Here is a 4,248-nt window from a genome sequence, read left to right on the forward strand (position 1 = left end):
GATCATGGCAAAGCTCTCCTTACCCCACAGCGTCCAGATGGGGAGCATACCGGCAACATCATTATGCTGTAACATACTTTCTACCATTTGTCCATCCCTCTCAGGGCAAATGATGGTATACAACGGGTGTGCAGCACGGTAAGTATCCCATAAGGAAAACGTGGAATAAAATACTTTATTGGCCGAGTGGTGCACCAGGCTATCGGCCCCACGATATTGTCCGTCAACATCGGCAATATTGTTGGGTTGGATCAGGGCGTGGTACAGACTGGTATAAAAAGCTATCTTCTCCTTTTCTGTCCCTTCGGCTTTAAGTTTAAAGAGGTTGGCCTCCCAGGTTCTGGCAGCTTCGGCTTTTACCTGTTCAAAGGTTTTATGCTGTGTTTCGGCCAGCAGGTTTTTACGGGCTCCGGCAATGTTCACACCCGAAATGCCCACTTTCGCTTCAACACTCTCACCGGGTTTCAGATCAAAATCCAGCACCAGTCGGCGTTTATTATCCCCATCAATAAAATGGTGACCAGTAAACGGTCGGTTAAATATAGCTGTGAAGTATACCTTTTTATCAACCCACTGGCTTGTAAAAGCATAACCACTGATAGTTGTTTTGCTGTCGATGGTGATCTCTCCATCGGATACATGTTCGGCCAGTTGTTCGGCGCTTTCCACCAGGCCGCTTTGCATATCAACAAGCAGGTGAGCCTTGCCTGCCTTAGTAAAAGTGTACCTGTGCAAACCGGTATGTGCCGAGGCCGTAAGTTGGGCTTTGATATGATTATCACTCAAAAGCACTTCATAATAGCCGGGTGATGCTTTTTCCTGTTGATGAGAAAATTTGCTTTGAAACTTTTGAGGCTCTTTGCCCTGAAATGGGAAGAATAACACATCGCCCAGATCAACACCGCCTGTACCACTCAGATGGGTATGCGCAAAGCCCGTGATCACCGTATCTTCATAACGATAGCCTGAACAATAGTTCCAGCCAAAATTGCCGGTTTCGGGACTGAGCTGCACCATGCCAAAAGGAACCGTGGCACCCGGAAAAGTGTGGCCGGTTGCTGATGTGCCTATGAACGTATTTACGTATTTATTGTACGATTGGGCATTAGGCTCTACACCCAAAATCAATACAAATAAAATGGCAATCAGCTTTCTCATGATCCGCTACTCTTTATATTCCAACGTTTTCTTCAACACCACATCTTCGGCCGAACGGGCTATCATGACATCGAATGTACCGGGTTCGGTCACCAGCTTCATTTCGTTGTTCCAGATGGCAAGATCTTCTGGCTTTATAGTAAATTTAACCGTTTGGCTTTCGCCGGGTTTAAGGCTGATCTTATCAAAACCTTTCAGTGCCATCACCGGGGTAGTTACTGAATTTACTTTGTTACCGAGATACATTTGTACAACTTCTTTACCGGCCATACTGCCACTATTGGTAACATCTACCGAAATAGTTACCGCCTCATTTTTGCCGAACGATGCCGCCGAAACCTGCATATTACTGTATTTAAACGAGGTATAGCTCAAACCATAACCAAAAGGGAACAACACATCGGGCGAAGAAAAAACATAGTCCTGCCCCGGTTTTTCGGGTGAGCCGGGATTATGGTAGAAACCTTTATTGGATGCCACATGATTATAAAAAACCGGAATATGCCCGGTTGATTGCGGGATAGACACCGTAAGCCTGCCCGATGGATTTACCTTGCCAAACAGGATATTAGCAATGGCGTTACCTCCCCTTTCGCCGGGGTACCAGGCCTCTACAATGGCCGGGATATTTTCCTTTTCCCAACTGATGCTTTGCGGCCTGCCATGCACCAGCAACAGAATTACAGGCTTGCCGGCTTTATAAACAGCTTGTAACAACTCCTGCTGCACGCCATCGGGATTAATGTCTGTAACATCATAGCCCTCGCCGCAGGTAAAGGGATCTTTAGGTTCGCTTTCGGGTGCGTGACCATTCCAGCCAACACCCGAAAATACTACGCTGGTTGTACCTAAAACTACCACCACAGCATCGCTGTTCTTTGCTACTGCAACAGCTTCGGCAAAGCCGCTTTTATTTGAACCTGACAGGGCGCAGCCTTTGGCGTAATTGACTTTTACCTTATTACCCACAAACTGTTTAATGCCGTTAAGTACTGTTGTTCCCGAACGGCTATCGCGGGTTGAACTGTAATCGCCATACTGAACCTGGTTGGCGTTGGGACCTATCACTGCCAGGGACTTCAGGCTATTCATATTGAGTGGCAACAGTTGTTTCTCATTTTTGAGGAGGATGATAGACTCCTCGGCAATTTCTTGTGACAAGGCGATATGATCCGGCGTATGTACCCGTTTTTTTAATGCCGAGGTATCAGGCAGGGCTTTTTCAAATAATCCCGCTTTAAATTTTATGGTAAGAATGCGGGCAACGGCGCTATCAATTTGAGCTTCATTTACTTTACCTTCCTTTACGAGGCCGATGAGTTTGCCATAAACATCTGAGCTTGGCGCTTCGAGGTCAACCCCGGCGCTCAGGCCAATTGGTGCTGCTCCTTCAGCATCTTTGGCGATATGGTGAAAAGTATATAAATGTTTAAGGCCTTCGTAGTCTGAAAACACATAGCCATCAAAGCCCCATTCCTGCCTTAAAATAGTTTGCAGCAGGAAATGATTGCCATGTGCGGGAACGCCGTCAATTTCATTGTAAGCAGGCATTACCGCATATATATTTGCCTTTTGCACGGCATCTTTAAAAGGCGGCAAAAACATCGACCGTAGTTCTCTTTCGCCTACCGATGCCGGGGCCAGGTTAATACCAGCCACCGGGATGCTGTAAGCCGCGAAATGTTTGGCGGTGCACATCACTTTATCTTTCCCTATGCCATTTTTTGTTCGCGCCGGATCACCCTGCATACCAATCACAAATGAAGTACCTATACGGCTCACGAGGTACGGATCTTCGGCATAACATTCCTCATTACGGCCATAACGCGGGTCGCGGATGAGATCGAACAAAGGTGAAAGCGCCTGGTCAACTCCTGACGAGGATGCTTCATAAGCGATCACCGAACCCATTTTTTCAATCAGCGCCGGGTTCCAGGTGCTGCCCTGCGCTATAGCCTGTGGAAAAATGGTAGCGCCTGCCGCCAGTTGCCCATGCAGGCATTCGCCTATTTGTATGGGCGGGATACCGAGGCGCGTTTTTTCTTTAGCATACTTCTTTGCGGCGATGGATAACGTCGAGATATCATTGATATTACTAAAAGGGCTTTCGCAAACACCGTAAGCAATTGGGTTTTGCATAGAGCCTTTTAAGGAGTTCATGCTCATCTGGCCTACCTTTTCTTCCAGCGTCATGCGGCTTAACAGGTCTTTTACCCGCTCGGCTATCGGTGCTTTTGGGTCTTTATAAACCTGCGCGCTGGCCGTTTTTATTACAAAAGCAAACGCGATGAGTAGGCATAGTTTCTTTTGCATAGGTATAAAGATTTTAATTTTTCAATGTAGAGACGCATCACATGCGTCTACCCCATGCAAAGCACAAGGGGAAAAACACAGTTTCTCGTCCTAAAGGAGACGCATGTGATGCGTCTCTACAAATTCCTTGCTTAATGCATCAAATAAAACTTCGGATAAAGCTTTTCCCCACCCGCAACCTTCAATTCAATCAGGGTCTGGTTTTCATTGGCCTTATCAGCTATGTAATGTCCCCTCAAAGCATATACCCCTTTTTTAAGGTGCAACAATGCTTTTTGCGGTTCAACGTAAGTATTCATCCCCATTTTTATCACCGGTACCTCATCCAAAAACAAAGCGGGACTAACCTCAAAACCTGTAGTTAGCTCATAATCCGCTTCTTTATCAATCTTAATAAAACCTTTAATTTTCACCCAATTAATTAAGCCTTCGTTAACGGGCCTAACAGGCACAATCAGGTTTGTTTCACCCGTTTCTGCCGGCTTTTCATCTTGCAGCTTGGCTATATCACGTTCCCCGGTTTTAAAAACTTCATAGGCCATACCGGGTTTCAGCTTAGCTACTTTTTCGTGTGCAGGCTTGATACTCACACGCTTGATGCTGGCCGTTTGTCGAATGTGTTGATCATTCAGCGTCCAGGTAGTAAATGTTCTTAAACCGATGCTATCTTTTAAGGGCACATTAATATTTACAGGGAAAGGCACAGCCGAGCTATTATTATCCGGCATTTTACCGTTTAGGGCATAGCGTACTTTAGCCCCTTGCAGCGGGTAATTC

3 protein-coding genes are annotated in these 4,248 nt (G+C 46.2%); all 3 read right to left on the reverse strand.

Features of this window, described 5'->3' with window-relative positions; genetic code table 11:
• A partial coding sequence (locus VF500_RS16510; RefSeq protein ID WP_330860724.1) for a GH92 family glycosyl hydrolase occupies positions 1–1,158 on the reverse strand: 1,158 nt, incomplete at its 3' end.
• Positions 1,159–1,164: 6 nt separating this feature from the next.
• A complete protein-coding gene (locus tag VF500_RS16515; protein WP_330860725.1) occupies positions 1,165–3,471 on the reverse strand; it encodes a glycoside hydrolase family 3 N-terminal domain-containing protein in 2,307 nt (768 codons plus the stop codon).
• Between the two features lie 131 nt (positions 3,472–3,602).
• A partial coding sequence (locus VF500_RS16520) for a hypothetical protein (RefSeq protein ID WP_330860726.1) occupies positions 3,603–4,248 on the reverse strand: 646 nt, incomplete at its 5' end.

This window comes from Mucilaginibacter sp., assembly GCF_036383575.1.
In the GTDB taxonomy this organism is placed as follows: Bacteria; Bacteroidota; Bacteroidia; order Sphingobacteriales; family Sphingobacteriaceae; genus Mucilaginibacter.

What these genes read in the sequence shown, in the direction of transcription:
- VF500_RS16515 (WP_330860725.1), bottom strand. Translation starts at nt 3,471, where the DNA reads ATGCAAAAGAAACTATGCCTACTCATCGCGTTTGCTTTTGTAATAAAA.